We start from the raw sequence: 21,342 nt of genomic DNA, 5'->3' as shown, positions 1-21,342 counted from the left end.
TGGCAGGAAATTAAACCGCATTGCTGGAAATACGGCAACCGTAAAGCCGTAAAGCTGGAAAGCTGGAAAAGCGGTTACCGACCACCGGCCCGAAGCGAGACGACCCTCCTGGCAGGAAATTAAACCGCATTGCTGGAAATACGGCAACCGTAAAACCGTAAAGCTGGAAAGCTGGAAAAGCGGTTACCGACCACCGGCCCGAAGCGAGACGGGGCGTGGCCGGGGATGGATTTTAACCCAATTCTGGAAGGGGGCTGGATGGGCACTTCAATTCTGGCCCAGGCTGCAGCCAGGGGTGGGGGAGTTGCCGGCTGGTTTCGCGAAGCGTCTCGCCAGTGAGCCTTTGCTGACCAGGCGCTCTTCCTAGAGTTGCCGGCTATTTGTCTTTGGATTTTGGTGGCCGGGCCATCCCGGCGATCAGTGTTCCGGCGTCGACGTCGAGCACGGTGGCGAGGGTGACCATGTTGAGCAGTGCGATGTTGCGCTCGCCGCGTTCCACCGAGCTGACGTAGGTGCGGTGCAGCCCCGCGAGGTGGGCCAGTGCTTCCTGGGACAGGCCCGCGGCCTGGCGGGCTGCTTTCATTCTCAGGCCGAATTCGCGAAGGAGGTCATCATCAGTGCTCACTCCTCCCAAAATCATCAGATTGACACTAAAAGTCGACAGACTATAAGGACACCGACTAAAAGTAGATAGACTATAAGTAGCTTTTTGTAAGCGGTATCCCATCAGGAGGAGCACGCGATGCCCAAGCACCCTCGCCCCCGCCGTCGGGTTGTCCGGCCACAGGGCTCTGTCCGCGATGCCACCCCGCAAGGTGAGGTGGAGGTCCAGCCTGCCAGCGGGGGAGGGATCTATGGGTGGCATCCGCCGGCGGTGGTGAAGGTGACCACCCAGATGACGGTGGAGCACCGTCGCCTCATAGCCCAGCTGGAGGCCCAGACAGGCAGGCACATGTGGGAACTTCATCCACGATGCCCTTGAAAACGCCTACGGCCCTACAGACAGCTGGAAAGTAACCGGCAGGGGAGGAGACCGGTAGTGCTCTGGTTGCTCATCGATGTGAGGAGTCGATCATGATTGTGACGATCGCCAACAGCAAAGGCGGGTCGGGGCGTACCACCACTGCGATCATGCTGGCGTTCGCCTATTCCAGAACGCACCGACCCGTAACAGTAATCGATGCTGATCCGCAGGAAAGTGCCACAATCTGGTCCTATCTCGCGAGAACAGGTGGTCATCGCTTGCCCTTCGCCGTGATCCCGCACCCTGCAGGCAGTGATGTAGCAAGCATGGTGGAGCGTGCCGCCCCAGAGTCGATCATCATCGTCGACACCCCCTCGCATGATCTTCCGTTCGTTCAGGAGGTCTCTCGGGTCTCGGACTTCGTCCTGGTGCCGACCCTGCCAGCGGCAACGGACTACCCCACGACGATCACCACAATCCGTGCACTGGACGCACCCCATGCGGTGCTGCTTACCCAGGCATACCGCCGGACGATAGCGGTGGGGCAGTGGCGCCGCCAGTACGAGAAGGATGGTGTTCTCGTCGTGCCGACGGTGATTGATCACCGGCAATTCTTCGCCACCATCTACGGTGATCACCCACCGGAGTTTCTGGGTGGATATGAGGATGTGGTCACCGACCTCGACACCATCATCGACCTGCCACAGGAATCCGCGGCAGGTCTGCGCAACCGGGAAGCGTGGGAGGACAAGCAGGGGGCCAGCCTCTTTGTCGGCCTGGGTGAGCGTGCCTACTGCCCGATCTACGATCCTCGACAGACCTCTTCTCCTGCCCCGTAACGGGGCGGCGCAGTGGTCCTGGGCGCCTCCAGGATCATGAAAGAGCCGAGGGCGGTTTCGGGTTCCGTCATGGATTCCTCCCGTTCCTTCCTGCCGGGCTGAGCTGTCCCCTCGTCGCTGCGGGCGTGGTTACAGTTCGAGACCACCCTGGGTGTAATCAACGACCTGCTGCTGGTGGTGGGTGGGTGCCGCGTAGGTCTCCTGCGCGGCATGATCATTTCTCATCCGGTTCTGGCGGGCGCGCTCGCGGTCGGCGACTGTCTCGCCCTGGGCCTCGTGCAGGGCTTCTGGGGCGTGCTCATCGAGGACACAGTCCGCGACGCTGATGCGAGTGCTGACGTGAGCGTCGGTGAAATCTACGCCGGTGAAATCCACACTCTGGAGATATCCGGCGATCTGTGCGCCCGTGAAGCGGGCACCGGCCAGCGAGCACATGGTGAACCTGGTGCGGACCATCTGCGCGTCGCTGAAATCCGCCCCCTCAAGATCACACTTGTGGAGGGGAATAACCTGGAAGGGGCCATCACCCACCCCGAAGCGCGCAGAGGTGAAGCTCGCACCCTGCATCTGACAGGACCGGAAGCTGACCTGGTGGAAATCGGTGTCGTCGAAGGCAGCACCACGCAAGTCACAGTCGATGAACTTCACCCCCGTCAGCTCCATCCCGCGCAGATCCGTGTTGCTCAAGTCCCAGCCGTGGATCTCCCCGCGCTCCGGCAGGGGAGTATCCAGCGGTCGCAGGTCGCGGACAGTGTCGCCCGCCAGCTCGTCACGGGTGGTGGTGGCCCAGTCGTAGAGTTCGACGTCCTGGCCGATATGGCGCGGGGGCAGAGCGGCCAGCTTAGGGGCAGAAGAGGGGAGGTGTGACTCGAGGCGGTGGGCGATGACCGCTGCGACATCGCGGGCACCTTCCAGATCCTGTGTGGCCTCACCGATCAGGTCGCGGTAGTCGATGCCGTGACGAGCCAGGCGGGTGGCAGTCGTGGCGATGCGTTCGATGGCCTGGTCCTCATCCACCGGTGCGGTGAGCGTGACCGGCAGGGCGTCCAGTAGTTCGCGGACGTCTGGTTCCAGTTGGGTGCGACGCCACGAGGTGGTGAGCACATCGCAGGCGGTGGCCAGCAGCTCCTTCTTGCGCTCGGGGCTGGTGGCGTGGGTGAGTTCTGCGCATGCAAGGTCATGGGCACTGACGTGGCCGTCATCGGTGGCCACAATGCCCTCAAGGATCTCGTGGTGGTCTAGGGCGTGGTGCTCGCCGGACATGTGCCAGTGCGCGTCCTCAGAATCCAGATCAATGCGGGTGTCCTCGGCAACATAGAGGTGGTTCTGCTTTTTGCCGCGCGTGAGTGCGACGTACAGGCCGCGTCGGTCGGTCTCAGGCCCCACAATGGCGCGGGCGATATCGACGGTCACCCCCTGGGCGCGATGCACCGTCGCGGCGTAACCGAGCTGGACATGCTCTGCGACGTACTGAGCCGGCAGGACCAGGGGCCGGCGGCGCTCTTGTGAGGTCACCTCGAGGGAGCCGTCCTGGCGGATGTGGGTGATGGTGAAGCGGTGGCCGTTGAGCACCCGCTGCCCACCAACAGTCTGATTCCTGCGGGTGAGGATCACATCCCCTGCCGCTGCCTGATGCCCGGTCCCCAGGGTGATCTGTGGGCCGTCGGTGTCGATGAGGCCGCGCTCGCAGCGGGCATCCCGGATGATCTGGTTCGCTACGTCCACATCGGCGCGGGTGGAGGCGATGAGAATGCCGGTATGCCCGGCGGCCTCGTCGGCGAGATGGGCGTGGGCGGCGGCGGTGACCATATCGCTACGTGCGCCGTGGTGGACCCAGCCACGGGAGTGGTAGAGCTCCAGGCCGCCCACGTCACCGTGGCGTATGGCCAGGCCAGCTGTGGCTTGGGCGGTGTCTGCTCCCATGCGCATCACCTGGTCGAGTTCGATCGACTGGTCTCGTTTGACCAGGGTGCGGAAGAGTCCGCCGGTTTCTACGGCGTCGAGCTGGTGGGGGTCACCGACCATGCGGACTACTGCACCAGACGCCTGGGCGATTTCGACGAGGGCTGCGAGGTCGGCGGTGGTGGCCATGCCGGCTTCATCGAGCAGGAGCATGTCCCCAGGGTTCAGGGTGATGCCGAGGTGGTCGAGGCTGCGTGGGTGATCGCCGACCATGCCGCGCCAGCGGTAGGTCAGCGAGGCCAACGTGTGGCCCTGGACGTGGATGTCGTGCCCAAGTTGCTGAGCAGCCGTGGCCGAGGGGGCCAGGGCAATGACGTCGTGGCCGTGCACCTGCCAGATGCGGGCGACCACGGCCATGGACGCGGTTTTGCCGGTACCGGCAGGTCCCACGCCGGCGGTGAGCTGCGCCCCGGATTCCGTCAGGTGAGAGACCAGCAGCTGCTGGCCGTCGTTGAGCTCGAACCCGGACGTTGAGGCATGGTCTGCCAGTGCTGTCTGGACGTGTGCGCGGGTGGCCATGTGCGCGGTCGGTTCACCGACCGCGTCGAGCACGATGGCTTCCTCGTGCAGGGTGGCTGTGGCGGTGAGCATTGCTGCGTCCTGGTCCTGGTCGATGGCGCGGCCATCGGCATGCAGCAGCGCTGCCGGGAGCATCTGATCAGCCGGTGGGGTGAGCGCGACGATGAGGTGCTCACGGGCGAAACGGACGGTATCCGCGCGCACCTGCTCGGCCACCTCCTCGGAGGTGAAGCGCCATTGGTTCATGCGCATGGTCACTGAGGTGCTCAGGTGGCGCTGGTAGAACTCCGCGCGTCTGCTGCGGGTGTCTTCGGTGGCCTGATGCGCCAGACGCGCGACCGCCTCCTCATAGGCTGTGGTGCCAGCGTGAGGGAACATTTCCCGCGCCGGCGCCTCCGCGGCAAGACGAGCCGCTGACAGCTGCTGCCCACCTGCCATGGTGGCCCACTGGGCGCGGTGATCTTCCAGCGACTGGGCCGGCTTCTTCGCATCCCGGGTGTCGAGAATGGCCTGCTGCCACAGGCCGTAGCGCACCCGATCCGACGGGGCATGCCCGTGCGTGGCGGCATACTCCGCGGCGTACTTCTCGTAGACGGGCCGGGCCATGGTGCGACGCGAGGAGAAGTGTGTGATGAGGTCATCATCGATGCCGGCGATCTCCCACACCGGCTGCTTGTCCTCGGCGGTGATACGCGGTCGAAACTCCAGCCCGAGACGCTCGGTCAGGCGTTGGTTGAGTAGCTGCTGGTAGCGCTGACCAGCTAAAGCGGAGTTCTTCAACAAGTGCGAGGCGTCGATGCTGCGCCACTTATCCGCCTCCGCCTTCGTCATGCCAGGTGTCTCAGGATCCGCCTGGACTTTATTCGAGATCAAACAGTGGGTGTGCAGGTCCGGGTCCCCTGCCCGGGTATCGAAGTGGACGAAGGTGGCCGCGATCATGCCGCGTGCACGGATCTGGCGTTCCCCGCGTGAGCCGGTGCGGGTGAACAACACGTGGTCTTCGATCCAGGCCAGGCAATCGGTCACCGTCTCCTGGTGGATTTCCTCGATGGCCTTCCGTGTCTCATCGTCGCCCAGCGCCCAGAGGACGGAGACGGATTTCTGCGGCGAAAACGTCAGATCCACCCCCGAGGTGGCCTGCTTGACCTTGTTCTTCTCATCATTCAGCCAGGCCAGCACTTCCCGCGGTGAACTGGTGTTAAGACCTTGTGCGGTTTCGTAGTGGGGGCGGGCGATCTCCAGGCCGATGACGTTGCGTTCATCCGTGTTCGGCCGGCGCTGGTTGGCGCTGAGGAATTGCGCTTCGGCCGCCTTGATCGCCTCCAGCACCGGCACGCCTTTGGTGTAGATGGGAAACCGCCGACCCAGCTGCACATCCTTGATCGTTGCGCCCTCGTGGAGCATCTGGTGGTCGGCGTCCGGGTGCAGGCCTTCACCATAAAGTGCGGCCATCTGCGCCTCACCCACCACCACACCAGAACCGATGGTGGTGGCACCCAGGCCGTGGATACCTTTGCCAAACCAGCGGCCGGGTGGGGTGCCGGTGGCCTGGTAGTAATCCGACAGCGAGGTGCCAGCACTTCCGGTGTCGTCGTGGGCGGCCACAGAGTCGAGAAGATAGGCGTACCCGTCTCCCGCGTTGACCACCCGAACTGACATCATGGCCCCAAGCTTACGGTGATTGGTGGGGCGCTGACAGGCGAGTGCAACGGCGATTCTGTGAGCTGGGAAAACCGACAGTCAGATTATCTGCAATAGGTGTGTGCCAGTTTATGTGGCTGAAGCGGGGCGGAAGACACGAGGCAGGTCGGCGACGGTTCGGCGGCCTGACGTGAGTGGGAGAGGAGCGGCGGCGTGGGTCGTAGGGGTGCGCTAGGGTCGAGAACAGAAACAAGACACAGCGGACGAAAGCAACAGGGAGTGGTTGATGATGGCGGTGGCCAGAAAAGGAACTTTGAATGCCCGCCAGCGGGCACGCCTGGCAGTACAGGGGGATCAGGAGAAACTCAAGCGTCAGGTCGACCTGTTCACCGAGGCGTTGACGGCAGTGGATGCTCGGGATCAGGCGGAGGTTCGTCTCGGCCATGCTTTCAATGAATTACGCGGGATGGGGCTGAGCCGGGCAGATATTGCCGAGCGCACTGGTCTGGCTCCGCGTGAGGTCTCGGCGGCAATGCGGGCAGCGAAGGAAGCAGAAGCGTTGCAGGCGAACGACGAGAATGAGACCGAAGAAGGCGATGAACTGACCACGTCTGCTGGGGGCGTTGACGTCTCGGAAGGATCGGAGTTTTCTGGTGACTCAGGAGCCGACCAGGACGTGAATGACGACGCGAAGCACGACGTCATGACGGTGCATTCCAGCGACCCAGTTCCCGTTCATTAACGCTGACGAAGCGGCGGTGACATGTGATTGACAACGGCCTGTTTCCCGCACCCCCTAGGGCGACTGACTCTGCTGTCCGAAGGTCACGGATCCCGGTCATTCCCGCCCCCGGCCTGCCGTTGACCCAGCGTGCTCAACAACGCTTCTGGCGCCACGTTGTCCGCGGGGAAGGGGAGCAGTGTTGGATCTGGGTCGGGGCGATTTCCTCCCCCGATGGCTACGGCCGATTCACCTGGCAGATAGACCGCCGGCGCCGCACCGTCTCCGCCCACCGCGTGGCACTGATGATCGCCCACGGTGGTGAGCTTCCCGGAGACCTTGTCGGTGAGCATTTCTGCTGCGAACCCTTGTGCGTCCGCGTCGCCGACGACCACCTGAGGCTGACGACCCAGGCCACCAACCTTGCCCGGGCCGTGGCCCTGGGACGACACTCCTCCAACCGACAAGTCGTCGCCAGCTACGACCGCGCCCAACGCTCCTACCGTGTGAGGGAAGCAGTCCTTGAAGGCTGGAACGAGACGGCACTACGCGCCGCCAAAGGTGATGCCCTCGCACCGGATCAGCAACCCGGGTTATGGTGAGGCGGAAAGAGAAAAACAACGCCGCAACCTGATGGTTGTAGCGTTGTTGGTTGTGTTGGGTTCTGATCACTGATCTTGGTGGGTGCTTCCGGCCGTCGCACCCACTAGAACGTCCAGGACGATCTCGCACGCCCGCAGAGGCCGTGGAGATACTAGGGTGATTTTCTCACCGCATGCACCGCCTTGCACTCGCATCCGTGTCGAAGCGAGAACGATCCGACCCGTGAATTTTCCCACGGCCTTCCTGACCCCCGGTTCACACGGAACCAGGGAGGTTGCTGGACACCTGGCGACCCATGCAGCCACCACCTGATGCTCAACTACCCAGGCCCAGCGGAGGTGCCTTACTCCGGACGGGTCGGGAAACCTGGCCGCTCGCGCGGCGATGCGAGCTGCTGCGCCGATTACCATCGGCGACACGGTGTCCCGTTGAGAGAGCCAGGGCAGCCGAGTGCGATGCGGTGTTGCCGCTCGGAAAACTGGTTCGTGCTCAGCCCACCCCGTAGATACGAGGAAGCCATGCCCCGGATGTCAACTGTAGAAGCTTCGTTCTGCCGCAGTGCGCTGTGGCGTCTTCTGGCCCCAAAGATGGTTCCCTGGATTACTCAGGGCTGGTCCCTCACTGGACGTATTCTGGAGATCGGGGGCGGCAGCGGAGCGATGGCTGAAGCAATCATCCAGTCCCACGGTCAGGTGAACCTCACGACGACCGACGTGGATCCCGCTATGGTCCAGGCTGCGCAGCGATCCCTCGCAGGACTTCCCATTGAGACACGTCAGGCCGATGCCACTGCCCTGCCCTTTGCCGACGAATCCTTCGACACGGTGTTGAGCTTTCTCATGCTCCATCACGTGGTCGAATGGGAGCAGGCGGTGGCTGAGGTGACTCGGGTCCTGCGCCCGGGCGGGTTATTCGTGGGATACGACCTGCTCTCCTCGCGCGCGGCGAATTGGCTTCACCGGGTCGACGGCTCCCCGCACCGCCTCTTCGAGGCCGCCGCCTTCGAATCCGCCCTGAAACAAGCTGGTCTGGAACCGCTTCGACTTCGCTCCGCGTACGGTGGTCTGGTCCTGCGGTTCGTAGTGCAGAAGCCGAGTATCGCCGACCACAACCCCGGTAACTCTGGGTACAGTACGTAGCTGTTTAGCGAAGATAAGCTGCAACTAATAAGGCCAGGTCATCAGCGGTAACGATGACCGGTGCTGGATCTGGTGCGAGGCCATCTCGCCTCCCGAGGGCTATGGCTGGCCAGCAAATCAGAGAACATCCGCCACCCCGTGAAGATCGGCCGCCATCAAGCAAACACCCCCGCCACCGGCAGAGTCACCGGTGGGAACGCTCCCGACTCGTCCGTGACGTCGTCCGCCAGGGAGGCAACACCCACGCCTACCGACTGGCCCGGAAGATGCTCACCCACGACAAGAACCACCTCACCCTAGGGGAGAAACCCAAGACACAAACACCCAGGGACCTCAACCAGATAGGTGAGGCCCCTGGGTGTTTAGGTTGCGGTTGGTGCGTCTTACTCCGCCGGGGAGATCTCGCTTTCGGTGACCCACTTGTGATTGGTCATGGTCATCCCGTCGACGGTGAGATCCACCATGTACACCGTCTCATCAGTGGAATAGTCGATGTTGGCTTCCGCCCCATGCATCCCCGTCATGTGCTCGGCGTCGAGGACGACCGCGGCCCCATCGGGCAGCGGAGCCGCACCCGGGTCGACGAGCTCCTCATGGACTACCCACCGGTGATCGGTGACCGGGCCGCCACCGGTGGTGGGGGTGTAGCTGACGGAGTAGGTGGTGGTGTCAAACGCCCCGGAGACCGTCGCGGTGGCCCCCTCCATGCCCGGCATGTGATCGGCGGTGAGGATGACCTCAGTGCCCACCGGGTAGGTCGGATTCTCCTCCGCTACGATCCCTGCCGGGGGTTGCCCACCATCAGCCGGATGGTCATGACCTTCTGCGTCCATGCCAGCCTCCGCGGAGGCCTGGGTGGTCGTGGTCTCGGGTGCGTCGGATGCGGTGTCGTCCGCGCAGGCGGCCAGTACCAGGGTAGAGGTGAGGGTGAGGGCGGCTAGAGCAATGGTGCGTTTCACGATAATGCTTTCTAGGTTTCTTGGTTGGTGCAGAAGCTGAGAGTCAGAAAGGGATGGTGCTGTTCACTAGCGTCGTGGCTTGTCACTCCTCCGGCTCGATAGGTGCCACTGGGCTAAGGCCTGGGGTAGGACAGCGTCCGGCTCTGGGGAGCCTGTGGTCGGCCCACTCGACGCAGCTACTGCCCGGGCACTGGCCACGTTACCCAGGGACTTCCTAGCGGCTTTAAGCCGCGGGGCGGAGAAGGGGTTTCTTCATGAAATCTTCATGATCTAACCCCGTGATTCGAACCGGGAGACCCCTAGGGTCGAGGGTGTGGGCTGGTCGGCTCGACCGGCTTTTTTCGGATCGACGCGAGATAGGGAGCACGACATGACTCATCACGTACGCACCATGCTGGATACCCACCCGAAAGACCTGAGCCAGATCGACCAGGATGCACTGGCCGAATGCATCGCAGCCTGCTTCGAGTGCGCCCAGACCTGCACCGCCTGCGCGGATGCCTGCCTGAGCGAGAACATGGTCGCGGAGCTGACCACCTGCATCCGCCTCAACCTCGACTGCGCTGACATCTGTGAGACCACCGGCCGGGTGCTTTCGCGTCCCGGCGGTTGGGATGTCAACCTCATCCGCTCCCTCCTGGAGGCCTGTCGTACTGCGTGTCAGGCGTGTGGGGAGGAATGCGATCGCCACGCTGAGATGCATGAGCACTGCAAGGTCTGTGCCGAGGCCTGCCGTCGGTGTGAACAAGCCTGCGCGCAGCTGCTCGCCACCTTGAGCTAACCCCGCACCACGACCACGCTCACTATCGCCCCCACCTCCCGATAGGCAGGAGCCTTCGCTCTCCGGGAACGTCGCGAATGAGACGTTGCTCCAGCACTATTGCCCCGCACCTGCGGTTGTGGCCACGAGGTGAGCGCAGTGGTTCAGATCATCGACATTCCGAGGGAAAGCACAGATGAGATGGTAAATAACACTACTGACATGCACTCTGATGGTGGGGGCCTGACACCCACCGAACTCACCCGGCTTCATGCCTGGTGGCGGGCAGCGAACTATCTGTCCGTCGGGCAGATCTACCTGATGGACAATCCCCTGCTGCGCGAACCGTTGCAGCCCGAACACATCAAACCCCGGTTGTTGGGGCACTGGGGCACCACCCCGGGGTTGAACTTCATCTACGCGCATTTAAACCACAGCATCATCAAACGCGATCTCAACATGATCTACGTCATGGGCCCCGGCCACGGTGGACCAGGCCCGGTGGCAGCGGGATGGCTGGAAGGGACGTATAGCCAGACTTATCCGGACGTGAGCCAGGACCTGGCGGGGATGAAACAGTTATTTAAGCAGTTCTCCTTCCCCGGAGGGATTCCCAGCCATGTGGCCCCGGAAACTCCTGGCTCCATTCACGAGGGCGGGGAACTGGGTTACGCCCTCTCCCACGCCTACGGGGCGGCCTTCGACAACCCCGACCTTATTGTCGCGGCCGTGGTGGGCGATGGGGAGGCGGAAACCGGTCCGCTGGCAGCCAGCTGGCACTCCAACAAGTTCATGAATCCGGCACGCGACGGAGCTGTGTTGCCGATCCTGCACCTCAACGGCTACAAGATCGCCAGTCCCACCGTCCTGGCACGGATTGACCATAACGAGTTGGACGACTTGCTGCGCGGTTACGGGCATACGCCCTATTACGTGGAGGGCCACGACCCGGAACAGATGCACCAGGACTTCGCCCGTGCCTTGGATACCTGTCTGGAGGAAATTGCGCAGATCCAGCGTCGTGCCCGCGAGAACGGAGAGACGCACAGGCCCCGCTGGCCGATGATCGTGTTGCGCTCCCCCAAGGGATGGACCGGCCCGGCGGAAGTGGATGGGCAGGACGTGGAAGGATCCTGGCGCTCCCACCAGGTTCCCTTCAGCGAGGCACGGGAAAACGAGAGCCACCGGCAGATCCTCGAAGACTGGTTACGCAGCTACCGCCCAGAGGAGCTCTTCGACGACTCCGGGAAACCGGTCGAAGAGATCGGCACTCTGCACCCTGTCGGGGACAGACGGATGAGTGCCAACCCCCATGTCAATGGCGGCACGTTATTGCGGGATCTACGGATGCCGGATTTTCGCGATTACGCGGTGCCGGTGGAAGAACCCGGCACCGGTCAGGTCGAGGCAACCCGGGTGCTGGGGCAGATGTTGCGCGACATTATGGCTGCGAATATGGACAATTTTCGGGTCTTCGCCCCGGATGAGAACAACTCCAACCGCCTGACCGCGGTTCTGGAGGCCACGGACCGGGCCTGGAATGCCGGAACAGTCCCCGGGGATGATCATCTGGCCCGTGACGGGCGAGTCATGGAAATCCTGTCCGAGCACACCTGTCAGGGCTGGCTGGAGGGCTACCTGCTCACCGGTCGACACGGATTCTTCTCCTGCTATGAGGCCTTCATCCATATTGTGGACTCCATGTTCAATCAGCACGCCAAGTGGTTGGACACGGCCAACGGTATCCCGTGGCGCAGGCCGGTGGCCTCCCTGAACTATCTGGTGACCTCCCACGTCTGGCGGCAGGACCACAATGGTTTCTCCCATCAGGATCCCGGCTTCATCGATCACGTGCTCAACAAGAAACCCGAGGTCATCCGGGTATACCTACCACCGGATGCGAACACGCTGCTGTCGGTGGCTGACCACTGCCTGCGCAGCCGTCAGTACGTCAATGTCATCGTCGCCGGTAAACAGCCACAGCTGCAGTACCTGGACATGGACGATGCCATCGTCCACTGCACCAAGGGCATCGGCATCTGGGACTGGGCCAGCACACAACCGGACGCGGAACCGGACGTCGTGCTGGGTTGTGCCGGGGACGTTCCCACCATGGAGACCCTCGCCGCCGTGGACCTTTTGCGCACCCACTTTCCGGATTTGTCGATCCGGGTGGTCAACGTCGTAGACCTCCTCCGGCTGCAGCACGAGTCGGAAGGCCCGCACGGGCTGTCGGACACCGATTTCGACGCGCTGTTCACCACGGACAAGCCAGTGATCTTCGCCTACCACGGTTATCCGTGGTTGATTCACCGGCTCACTTACCGGCGGACCAACCACGGCAACTTCCATGTCCACGGTTTTAGGGAGGAAGGCACTACGACGACACCGTTTGATATGTGTGTGCTCAACCGGATCGACCGGTTCCACCTGGCCATGGCTGTGATTGACAGAGTGCCCCGGCTCAAGGACGTGTCGGCCAGCGCGCGCGAAAAATTCAAGAACGCCTTGATCGAACATCGCCAGTACATTCGCACCCACGGCGAAGACATGCCGGAAATCAGCAACTGGCAATGGTCAGCTGTCCCCGGTCCCGACCTTCCCCGTGATCAGGCATCACGGGAGGAACCGGCCTGAGATGACACCGTCACATCCTCCGAAGACCCCACCTCCCCTGCCGTCGAATCATCCCACAGCCTTGCCCTATGACGCGGTGCTGTTCGACATGGACGGGGTCGTCACCCGGACTGCCCACGTGCATGCGGCGGCCTGGAAGGAGCTCTTCGACTCCGTCCTGGCCGACCCGAGATCCGGGGTGGGAGCGGACACGTCGCTGTTTGACGCCGACCGGGACTACCGGCTTTATGTGGACGGGCGGATCCGCGAAGACGGCATCCGTGCGTTTTTAACCTCGCGCGGTATCCGGCTTCCCACCGGCAGCCCGGAGGATGGACCGGAGGCCTGGTCGGTCGCCGGACTGGGGGCCCGCAAAAATGACCTGTTTCTGGCTGCGCTGGCCCGTGATGGTGTCAGTGTGTATCCCGGAGCCGTGGCGTTGCTGGAACGTCTACGCAGCGGAGGCGTCCCGGTGGGTCTTGTCACGGCCAGCCGCAATGCGCATGCCCTGGTGGAGGCCGCGGGCCTGGAGTCGGCATTTGATGTGATCATTGACGGTCAGGTGGCCGCGGAGCAGGGTTTGCCCAGCAAGCCGGACCCGGCGATGTTCCTCGAGGCGGCCCGTCGGCTGGGAGTGTCCCCGGAGCGTGCCGTGGTCATCGAGGATGCCGTGTCCGGGGTTAAGGCAGGACGTGACGGCGGTTTCGGACTGGTGGTGGGCATCGATCACGCCGGGTACCGGGAGCAACTGGAGGCGGCGGGTGCTGATGTCGTCCTGGGTGATGTGGGTCAGTTGGATCTGGGCGCATCGCGCACCGACCCCTGGATGCTGGTCTACGAAGGATTCGACCCGGCCCACGAGGGCCATAGGGAGGCCCTGACCGCCCTGGGTAACGGCTACATGGCCACCCGCGGTGTGCGCCCGGAACGCGGTGATGACGGGATCCACTATCCGGGGACCTACCTCTCGGGTATCTACAACCGGACGGCCGGCATCATCCACGGCCGCGAAATGGAAGAAGAACACCTGGTCAACGTCCCCAACTGGCTGCCGGTCGACGTTCGCATCGGCGACGGTCCCTGGTGGTCCACCGGAGAGATGGGAGCCTCCGAGGATCGCACTGAACTCGATCTGCGTCGCGGGACGCTCACCCGCCGGGTCACTCTCATCGGCCCCGGGGACGCACAGCTTATCGTGGTGCAGCGACGGCTGGTTTCCATGCACAACCCCCACCTGGCGGCGCTGGAAACCACGGTGACGGCACACGGGTTCAACGGTACGGTCAGCATCCGGGCCGGAATTGATGCGCAGGTCGCCAACACCAACGTCCGTGACTACATCGGCAGCGGGCAGAGGCACCTGAGCGACGCCGTCTTTACCGACCTAGACGACCACACCGTTCTGTGTGAGGTGAAGACCAACCAGAGCCAGATTCGGATCGCCCTCGCGGTACGCACGCAGTTTCCTGGCCGGGAAGCAACAGCCAGGGACGTCGACGATGGCGGCAGGAGACACCTACGCACCTTTGATGTTCAGCTGGTCGACGGGGAAACCGCCACGACGATGAAAACTGCGGCGGTAGTAACCTCACGGGATGTGGCGATCTCCTCGCCGGGAGAGGCAGCGCTCACCGAGCTCTCCCGCCATGTCGGCGACTTCGACACCCTGCTCCACGACCATGAAGCAGCCTGGCGTCGCCTGTGGGATCGCTTCGGGGTGACCTTCGACGGGGACCGCCAGTCCCGGTTGATACTCAACCTGCACGTGTTTCACCTGCTGCAGGCAATATCCGAGCACACCGCGGAACTGGATGCCGGGGTGCCGGCCCGGGGCCTGCACGGGGAAGGGTACCGCGGGCATATCTTTTGGGATGAACTGTTCGTCCTGCCGGTTATCGGGCTGCGGCTGCCGCAGGTAAGTCAAGCACTTCTGGAGTACCGGTGGCAGCGGCTGGACGCTGCGCGGGCCGCCGCCCGGGCGCAGGATCTCAACGGAGCACTGTTTCCGTGGCAGAGCGGCAGCGACGGGCGGGAGGAGACACCCCAGTGGCTCTACAATCCACGATCCGCCCGGTGGATGCCAGACAACTCCAGCCGGCAGCGCCACGTCGGTCTGGCCATCGCCTACAACGCCTGGCAGTATTTTCAGGCCACCGGTGACCGGGACTGGCTGGCCACCCGCGGAGCGGAACTGATCATCGAGATAACCAGGATGTTCGCCTCCCTGACCACCTATGACGATGCCACCGGAAGATATCACCTCACCGGGGTGATGGGGCCGGACGAATACCACGATGGCTACCCCGATCATCCCGGAGAGGGCCTGAGCGATAATGCCTACACCAACATTCTTCTCTCCTGGGTCTGTGAACGGGCGATCGATGCCCTCCGGGAACTGGCCGGCCACCACGAACATGACCTCATCGACCGATTGGAGATCACCCCCGACGAAATCCACCACTGGTCCCAGCTGAGCAGCGCCCTGAACGTCGTGTTCCACTCCGACGGGATGATCAGTCAATTCGACGGGTACGAGGACCTGCTGGAACTGGACTGGTCGCGATACCGGGCAAAGTACGGCAACATCGGTCGGCTCGACCTCATCCTGGAAGCCGAAAAGGACACCACCAATCGGTATAAACTGGCCAAACAAGCCGATGTATTGATGCTCGTCTATCTGTTGGGGCCAGCCGGTGTCATCACTCAACTCGGCAGGCTCGGTTATTCTTTCTCCGACACTGATCTGAAACGCACCGTGGAGTACTACGTGTCCCGCACCTCAGAAGGATCCACCCTCAGCCGGGTGGTCCATTCCTCGGTGCTCTCCCGCTTCAACGAAGACCAGGCCTGGGCACTGTTTCGCGAAGCCCTTGTCGCTGACCTGGATGACACCCAGGGGGGAACCACGGGCGAAGGAATTCACCTGGGTGCGATGGCGGGCACGGTGGATATCCTTACCCGCTCTTTTGCCGGTCTGCAGACCGAAGCCAACGCCCTCACTTTTACTCCCCGACTGCCTGCCCACCTGGAAAAAGTGGAGTTCCAGATCCAGTACCGCGGGCACCTGATCGATGTTGCCCTGAGCATCGATAGTTTGGTCATCCACCTACACCCCAGTACTGCCCCACCCATCTCGGTCGGGAGCGCGGGAGCGTATGTGGAACTCGCCGGTGGGCAGTCAACGGACCTGTTGGGGATACGACGCGACCCGCCGGACATCTCTCCCTCGGGCATAACCAGGGGAGAAGACCCTTGATGTCCACCCCGCAGAAAGAGGCCTTGGGCACGACCTGCTCCCTCCGGCGGAGAGGGTAGCTGTCGAAGATGCACGCTGGCCGCGCACCACCCGGGAAAGAGTCCTCATGACGCAGGCCCGTGGTAGTTACCGGAGGAGTGTCTTTTCTCTCGGTCAACGACAGGGACAGGAACCACACCGGGGTACGACAACGAGCACAGTGTCCTGGGACCGGGGTAGAGCAGGCTCGAAAATATGGTCACAATTGGCTAGGTGGAAGGACATGTCATGGATTCAGGAAAATACAACGTGATCAGGGCCGGGACCGGTTTCATCGCGGCGTTGGATCAAAGTGGGGGCAGTACCCCGAAAGCGCTGAAACTTTATGGGATCAATGAGGACGCCTACTCCAGTGAGGAGGAGATGTTTGAGCTGGTGCATAAGATGCGTCGGCGCATCATCACCAGCCCCAGCTTCGACTGTGACGAGATCCTGGGGGTGATTATGTTCGAGGACACCATGGACCGCGACATCGGGGGAATACCCACCGGGGAGTACCTGTGGAATGTCAAAGGCATGGTGCCGTTCCTCAAGATTGACAAGGGCCTGGCGGAAGAAACCGATGGGGCTCAGGTCATGAAGCCTCTCCCTGACTTAGATGACCTGCTTGCCCGTGCGGTCAGCAAGAAGATGTTCGGTACCAAAATGCGCTCGTTCATCAAGCTTCCCGGGCAGGGGGTGGACGCTGTCGTGGCGCAGCAGTTTGCGATCGCTCAGCAGATCCTCGGGTTCGGGCTGGTGCCCATTGTTGAGCCTGAGGTCGACATCCACAGTCCCCGGAAAACCGAGGTAGAAGACCAGCTCCGGGGGGCCCTGCGCACAGAGCTGGACCAGCTCAAGGAGGACCAGCTGGTTATCCTCAAACTGACGCTTCCGGACACGGATGACTTCTACCGCGAGTTCGTGGAACATCCGCGGGTGATCCGGGTGCTGGCACTATCGGGGGGCTACTCACGCGCGGAAGCGAATGCCCGCCTAGCACGCAACCGCGGGATGATCGCCAGTTTCTCCCGCGCCCTGACCGAAGGGCTCACCGTCACCCAGGATGACGTCGAATTCGACGCTGTCCTGGCGGAAGCAATCGGTACCATCGCGGAAGCATCTCGCACCTGAGTGCGTCTTCGAAAGAAGGCGCGGTGCGTCTGATCACCTGGGCAAACGGCAGTGCCCGACCCGGATAGTTCATATCCGGGTCGGGCACCGCCGTGGGTGTCTGCTGCGTGAATCAGCTGGTGGGCGCAGGGGAGACAAAGTCCGCGCGTACCCCCAGGGCACGATCGGTGCGCTGGATGGATTCATCACCGTCTTCCACGGTGCCAGCCAGGGCACGGATCGCGTCGATGTTCTCGGGGACCACGATGGCCTGGTTATCGACCGTGTACGTCCAGTACAACTCATTGCCCTGCACGGTCAGGATGTCCTCCCAGATGGCGACCTCATACATATCACCTCGTGGCCTACCTAGATCTCGCATCAGTTCGACGGTGCTGTTGACCGCCACGATGCCATCGGAGCGTCGCACGAAAGCGATCCGCGGCATCGCCTTCAACGCCTCGAGAACCTCTGCTGCGTCTGCCGGACGGGTCAGCTCGATGGTCCAGAAATGCAGGTGGTTGTGGGTGTGTGCTCCCTTGGCCGCCATGGTCACCACATCCAGGTCGGGGACCACCGACTGGGCGTCCGGGCCCTGATGGCTGGGGATCTTGCCTTCGGGAACGATGGTGTTCATGATCCCCGAGTGATCGGATTCCCACGGATCGGTGGCCCGTCGGACGAGCACTCCGCGTGCTTTGGTCAGCAACCCAGCGTTTTTGAGTGCGGTCAGAGTGCGGACAGTTCCGGTGGTGTTGCAGGACACCACGCGGGTGGTGTCGCGTCCGAGCGTGGAACTGTAGTTGGCGTTGGCAACAAAAGAGTGACCGGTGAGACTGTGCTTCTCCCCGCCCTGGAACACGGACTTGACTCCATGCGTGCGGTAGAGGTCGAGGTTGCCGGCCCCGATTGTGGCCGGGGTGCAGTCCACCACGACGTCAGCGTTGTCGAGCAGGTCCGATAGGTTTCCGGCGACAGGATATCCGGCCTCGCTCATCTCCTGGTGGGCTTCTTCGGTGGAAGCATAAACCGGGATGCCCAGTGTGATGGCGGTGGCGACCCGGTAATCGGTGGTGACGTCGCTGACCCCGAGGAGTTCCATGTCCTCCTGGGCTCTCACCGCGTCGGCTACCCGTTTACCGATGACACCGTACCCGTTTACTGCAACCTTGATCTTAGTTGGCATATTCTTCGTCCTTACCGGAAATCCTGGTGTGACCTGATGGTCGTATCGTCGTGCTTCTCATCTGGTGTGGTCAGGCACTGTCTTTGTTCAGAGCGCGTTGAGCATCTGCTCCATCTGGGTGATCTCGGCCTCCTGGTCTTCAATGACCTGTTCAGCCAGGGCGATGGCCTGCGGGTTCTGGCCGTCAGTGACCTCATCGCGGGCCATCTCGACAGCGCCCTCGTGGTGGGCGGTCATCTGCTCCAGGTAGAGTTGGGCTGCCTCAGTGCCCTGGGCGTCGTCGAGGGCTGCCATGTCCTGCTCGCTCATCATCCCGCTCATCCCGCCATGGTCCATCCCACCCATGTCACCGGTGACCGGCTCTTCTCCCCAGGCCTCGAGCATGGTGTTCATCCGGTCAATCTCGGGGCCCTGAGCGTCAATGACGCCCTCGGCGAAGTCAGCGACCTCGGTCGGGATATCATCCTTGGCCAGGAGCATCTCGCTCATCTCCACGGCCTGCTGGTGATGCGGGATCATCATCTGCGCGAACATGATGTCGGCGTCATTGTGCTCGGCGGAGACCTCTCCAACCGCCCCCGTCTCTGTTTCAGTACCTGTGGTGGCTCCGGTCGTCTCGGCGGTGTCGGGGGCTGATGTCGTGGCGATGGTCGTGGCGTCGGTGTTTTCTCCCTCGGTACCGTCTGCACAGGCGGACAAAACCAGGGTGGAGGCCACGGCGAGGGTGGCGAGGGTGATAGTGCGCTTCATGAGGTTCCCTTTCAGAAGGTATGCATGGGGGGAGTCGATGATGGAGTACATGTCAATGGACGGTGGCCGCAGGGCTCAGGGCAGTGTGCTCATCCTTCCGGTCAGTGGGGGCCAGGTGGGCCGGATCCAGATCAATCCGACGCAGCAGCTGGGCGTTTAGGGCGACGATGATCGTGGACAGGGACATCAAGATGGCGGCGGCCGCCGGGGGAAGCAGAATACCGATGGGGGCAAGCACACCGGCAGCCAACGGCACGGCCACGATGTTGTAACCGGTCGCCCAGACGAGGTTCTGGACCATTTTGCGGTAGCTGGCCCGCGAGAGCTCAATCATCGACAACACCGCCCGCGGATCGTCGCTGGCCAGGACCACCCCGGCGGATTCCATGGCCACATCGGTGCCGGCACCAATGGCGATGCCGACTTCGGCACGCGCCAGAGCGGGGGCGTCGTTGACGCCGTCACCGACCATGGCCACGCTCAGGCCACGGTCCTGCAGCTGCGTGACCTTGGTGTCCTTGTCCTGGGGCAGGACTTCGGCAAAGACCTCGTCAATCCCCAGGTCCCTGCCCACTGCCTGGGCGACCTGTTGGGCGTCGCCGGTGATCATCGCGACCTTGATGCCATGGCGCTGCAGGGCGCGCACTGCGGCACGGGATTCGGGGCGGACCTTGTCCTCGACCGCCACGGCACCGATGATCTCTCCGTCACGGACGACATGGAGGACACCGGCCCCACGCCCGGTCCAGGAGCTGGTGGTGTCGGTGATCTCACCCGGTGGGGTGAGGCCGAACTCGCGCAGCATGTTCGGCCCACCGACGACAATGTCGGAGCCGTTCACCCGGGCACGCACCCCTCGGCCGGAGGCCGCAGTGAAGTTCTCGCCGCGCATGTGCTGGCGGGAGGCCTCGGGGTGTGCGGCGGCGGCTGCGACGATGGCACGGGCCACGGGGTGCTCACTGTCGGCCTCCGCCGCAGCCGCCAGCGCCAGCAGCTCGCCCTCGGTGACGGCGTCGGCTGCTACGACACCGGTGACGGCGTGCGCGCCTTCGGTCAGGGTGCCGGTCTTGTCGAAGAGCACCACATCGATGGTGCGCATGCGCTCCAGGGCCAACCGGTCCTTGATGAGCACCCCGGATTTCGCGGCCCGCTCGGTGGAGATCGCGATGACCAGGGGGATCGCCAGTCCCAGGGCGTGCGGGCAGGCGATGATCAGCACCGTCACCGCGCGCACCACGGCATCGTCTGGGCTACCCAGCACGGTCCACACCACCGCGGTGATCAGGGCAACGATGAGGGCAAACCAGAACAGGAAGGCTGCTGCGCGGTCGGCCAGGGCTTGTGCCCGGGAGGAGGATGCCTGGGCGTCGGCGACCATGCGCTGGATCCCGGCCAGGGCGGTGTCCCCGCCGGTGGCCTCGACGCGCACGCGGACGGTGTTGTCGGTGGCCACGGTACCCGCGACCACCTTGTCACCGGTGTCGCGGAAGACGGGCCGGGATTCGCCGGTGATCATCGCCTCATCGAATTCGGCCGCACCATCAATGATGATTCCGTCGGCCGGCACCCGGGCACCGGCCCGCACGAGCACGACATCGTCGACGGTGAGCTCTGAGATGGCGACGGTGCGGGTGGTCCCGTCTTCCACTTTTTCGGCCTCATCCGGCAGGAGTGCGGCCAGGGCGTCGAGTGCTGAGGAGGCCGCACCGAGGGCGCGCATCTCCAGCCAGTGGCCCAGCAGCATGATGGTCACCAGCAGGGCCAGCTCCCACCAGAAATCCAGGTGGAATCCGCCAATCTCCAGGGTGGTGACCCAGGAGGCGACGAACGCCACGGTGATGGCCATGGCGATCAGCAGCATCATCCCCGGCTGGCGGGATTTCAGCTCGGTCATTGCACCCTTGAGGAAGGGGCTGCCGCCGTAGACGAAGATGATTGTGCCCAGGACCGGAGGAATCCAGTAGGCTCCCGGAATCTCCGGAATACTGTATCCCAGTAGATCGGCGAACATCGGGCTGAAAAACACTACCGGCACCGACAGGATCAGCGACCACCAGAAGTATTTTCTGAACATCGCGGTGCTGTGACCGGCGTGGTCGCCGTGACTGTGGACCTGGTGATCCTCATCCAGGGCCGAGTGCGGGTGCTCGTGCGGCATCGCCTGGCCGTGGGTGTCGGTATCCGCATGGTGCTCGTGACCGGCCTGGTCCGTGAGGTTGGTGTGCCCCGCTTCCGGGGCGGGGTGATCACCGTGGTGATCACCGTGATGGTGGGGAGTGTTCATGACATTCCTTCT

The 21,342-nt window shown here is 63.2% G+C and carries 14 protein-coding genes; 8 read left to right on the top strand and 6 right to left on the bottom strand.

From position 1 onward, the window contains the following. Positions 1–376: 376 nt before the first annotated feature. Positions 377–625: a helix-turn-helix domain-containing protein gene (locus NYP18_RS13205; protein ID WP_156229536.1), complete on the bottom strand. Its 249-nt coding sequence runs from the start codon at positions 623–625 to the stop codon at positions 377–379. 449 nt (positions 626–1,074) lie between these two features. Here NYP18_RS13205 and NYP18_RS13200 point away from each other — a divergent pair, with 449 nt between their 5' ends. Then, complete coding sequence (locus tag NYP18_RS13200) at positions 1,075–1,803, top strand: ParA family protein (RefSeq protein WP_259428665.1); 729 nt, start codon at positions 1,075–1,077, stop codon at positions 1,801–1,803. Positions 1,804–1,932: 129 nt separating this feature from the next. On the opposite strand, the gene mobF is transcribed toward NYP18_RS13200, so the two are convergent. Next, entirely contained in the window at positions 1,933–5,946 is a 4,014-nt protein-coding gene (mobF, locus tag NYP18_RS13195) for a MobF family relaxase (RefSeq protein ID WP_259428663.1), read from the bottom strand. 265 nt (positions 5,947–6,211) lie between these two features. Here mobF and NYP18_RS13190 point away from each other — a divergent pair, with 265 nt between their 5' ends. The 3 genes from NYP18_RS13190 (at position 6,212) to NYP18_RS13180 (ending at position 8,388) form a co-directional block, all read left to right on the top strand. Continuing rightward, positions 6,212–6,667, top strand: a complete 456-nt coding sequence (locus tag NYP18_RS13190) for a hypothetical protein (protein ID WP_259428662.1) — start codon at positions 6,212–6,214, stop codon at positions 6,665–6,667. A gap of 119 nt (positions 6,668–6,786) precedes the next feature. Further along, positions 6,787–7,248 carry a hypothetical protein gene (locus NYP18_RS13185; RefSeq protein ID WP_259428661.1) on the top strand — a complete coding sequence of 154 codons (462 nt, stop codon included), beginning with the start codon at positions 6,787–6,789 and terminating at the stop codon, positions 7,246–7,248. A gap of 528 nt (positions 7,249–7,776) precedes the next feature. Continuing rightward, positions 7,777–8,388 carry a methyltransferase domain-containing protein gene (locus NYP18_RS13180; RefSeq protein WP_259428660.1) on the top strand — a complete coding sequence of 204 codons (612 nt, stop codon included), beginning with the start codon at positions 7,777–7,779 and terminating at the stop codon, positions 8,386–8,388. 383 nt (positions 8,389–8,771) lie between these two features. Here the strand turns inward: NYP18_RS13180 and NYP18_RS13175 are convergent, their stop codons facing one another. Further along, complete coding sequence (locus NYP18_RS13175; protein ID WP_259428659.1) at positions 8,772–9,347, bottom strand: YdhK family protein; 576 nt, start codon at positions 9,345–9,347, stop codon at positions 8,772–8,774. Positions 9,348–9,717: 370 nt separating this feature from the next. Here NYP18_RS13175 and NYP18_RS13170 point away from each other — a divergent pair, with 370 nt between their 5' ends. The 4 genes from NYP18_RS13170 (at position 9,718) to NYP18_RS13155 (ending at position 17,131) form a co-directional block, all read left to right on the top strand. Next, positions 9,718–10,128, top strand: a complete 411-nt coding sequence (locus tag NYP18_RS13170; protein WP_259428658.1) for a four-helix bundle copper-binding protein — start codon at positions 9,718–9,720, stop codon at positions 10,126–10,128. 201 nt (positions 10,129–10,329) lie between these two features. After that, positions 10,330–12,744, top strand: a complete 2,415-nt coding sequence (locus tag NYP18_RS13165) for a phosphoketolase family protein (RefSeq protein WP_259428667.1) — start codon at positions 10,330–10,332, stop codon at positions 12,742–12,744. A 1-nt stretch (position 12,745) separates the two neighbouring features. Beyond that, positions 12,746–15,979: a beta-phosphoglucomutase family hydrolase gene (locus tag NYP18_RS13160; protein ID WP_259428657.1), complete on the top strand. Its 3,234-nt coding sequence runs from the start codon at positions 12,746–12,748 to the stop codon at positions 15,977–15,979. Between the two features lie 267 nt (positions 15,980–16,246). Next, complete coding sequence (locus tag NYP18_RS13155) at positions 16,247–17,131, top strand: fructose bisphosphate aldolase (RefSeq protein ID WP_259428666.1); 885 nt, start codon at positions 16,247–16,249, stop codon at positions 17,129–17,131. A gap of 112 nt (positions 17,132–17,243) precedes the next feature. Here NYP18_RS13155 and NYP18_RS13150 read toward each other — a convergent pair whose 3' ends face one another. The 3 genes from NYP18_RS13150 to NYP18_RS13140 form a co-directional block, all read right to left on the bottom strand. After that, entirely contained in the window at positions 17,244–18,296 is a 1,053-nt protein-coding gene (locus NYP18_RS13150) for a type II glyceraldehyde-3-phosphate dehydrogenase (RefSeq protein WP_259428656.1), read from the bottom strand. 87 nt (positions 18,297–18,383) lie between these two features. Next, positions 18,384–19,046: a DUF305 domain-containing protein gene (locus tag NYP18_RS13145; protein ID WP_259428655.1), complete on the bottom strand. Its 663-nt coding sequence runs from the start codon at positions 19,044–19,046 to the stop codon at positions 18,384–18,386. A 52-nt stretch (positions 19,047–19,098) separates the two neighbouring features. Further along, positions 19,099–21,330, bottom strand: a complete 2,232-nt coding sequence (locus tag NYP18_RS13140) for a copper-translocating P-type ATPase (protein WP_259428654.1) — start codon at positions 21,328–21,330, stop codon at positions 19,099–19,101. Between the last annotated feature and the right edge of the window lie 12 nt (positions 21,331–21,342).

Source organism: Corynebacterium lemuris, from assembly GCF_024919295.1.
GTDB classification, from domain to species: domain Bacteria; phylum Actinomycetota; class Actinomycetes; order Mycobacteriales; family Mycobacteriaceae; genus Corynebacterium; species Corynebacterium lemuris.
This window is presented reverse-complemented; position numbering and strand designations above follow the sequence as displayed.